This is a genomic window from Rhodococcus sp. 05-2256-B1 (assembly GCF_002258465.1).
GTDB classification, from domain to species: domain Bacteria; phylum Actinomycetota; class Actinomycetes; order Mycobacteriales; family Mycobacteriaceae; genus Rhodococcoides; species Rhodococcoides fascians.
Map to the genome: position 1 here is coordinate 1 of NZ_NOZA01000036.1, position 1,461 is coordinate 1,461.

General features: G+C 64.5%; 1 protein-coding gene. It reads left to right on the forward strand.

Going from position 1 to position 1,461, the window contains the following annotated elements:
- Positions 1 to 248: 248 nt before the first annotated feature.
- Complete coding sequence (locus tag CH285_RS23880; RefSeq protein WP_141214699.1) at positions 249 to 1,427, forward strand: IS30 family transposase; 1,179 nt, start codon at positions 249 to 251, stop codon at positions 1,425 to 1,427.
- The last annotated feature ends 34 nt before the right edge of the window (positions 1,428 to 1,461 follow it).

Below are 1,461 nucleotides of genomic sequence, written 5' to 3' on the forward strand. Positions count from 1 at the left end.
AACGATCCCCGCAACACCCTCGATTTGAGGGAGTTGCGGGGATCGTGGCATGTGCTGGGTTGAAGGTGCGGTTTTTCGAGGCGTTGGACCGTGAGGACGGGAATGTCAGCGCGGCCGCACGCTGTGTCGGGGTGAACCGGAACACTGCCTTCGGGTGGGTTCGTCAGGCGGGTGTGCAAGGGCGCGGAAAGAGCGGCCGGGCCGAGCATTCGGGTCGGGGACGATACGAGGAACTCCGCTCGTCGGGAATCTCGCGGCGCGAGGCTGCTCGGGAGGTCGGGGTCCACCTCCGGACCGCGCAGGACTGGGACGGGGGCATCCGCAAGATCGGTGGTGCGCGCCTGCACCCGGATGGTCGACGTATCGACTACAAAACCGGTATGACAACGTTCGTCACCGCTGCTCAGAGGCCGTCGCTGGCCCGCATCGAGTCCACACTGCACCCTCGGTATCTGACGGTGACCGACCGTGAACAGATCGCCGACCTGCGTCGAGCCGGGTGTTCGCTGCGTGAGATCGGACGCCGCCTCGGCCGGGCGGCCTCGACCGTCAAACGCGAGATCGACACCTACGGCATCGCCGACGAGTACCACCCGCACCGGGCACATCGGCTGTGGGCTATCTCGCGTGCCCGGCCGAAACCGGCGAAGCTGGCGGCACAGGGTTCGCTCCGGTCCTACGTCGCCGGCAAACTCGCCCTGCAGTGGTCGCCCGAGCAAATCTGCCACGCTCTAGTTGTCGACTTCCCCGATGACAAGGCGATGCGTGTGAGCACCGAAACGATCTACCAGGCCATCTACGTACAGTCGCGCGGCGGACTACGCCGAGAAGTTGCTGCCGCATTGCGCACCGGACGTACTCGCCGCGTACAGCACCGCTCACCCGAGCAGCGCACCTCACGATTCGTCGATGCGATGGTGATGATCTCCGAGCGGCCGGCGGAGGTCGCCGACCGCTCCGTGCCCGGGCACTGGGAGGGTGATCTGATCGTCGGTACTCGATCGGAGTCGGCGATCGTGACATTGGTCGAGCGTTCTACCCGGTACCTGCTTCTCGGTCACCTCCCCGGCGGGCACACTGCAGAGGAGGTCCGGGACGTTCTGGTTCCTCTGATCGGTTCTCTCCCAACGCATTTGCGCGGTTCACTGACGTGGGACCAAGGGTGCGAGATGGCAGCGCACAAGCAGTTCAGCGTCGCCACCGGGGTGCCGGTGTACTTCTGCGATCCACACTCACCATGGCAACGCGGATCGAACGAGAACACCAACGGCTTGCTACGCCAGTACTTCCCCAAAGGCACGGACCTGTCCGTGTACAGCGCCACCGACCTCGAGAACGTTGCCCACCGCCTCAACTCCCGTCCACGCAAAACGCTCGGCTGGAAAACTCCAGCCGAGCGTTTACGTGATCTACTGACAGGCATCTGACCATCAGGTGTTGCGAGGACCCCTAGAATCCGCC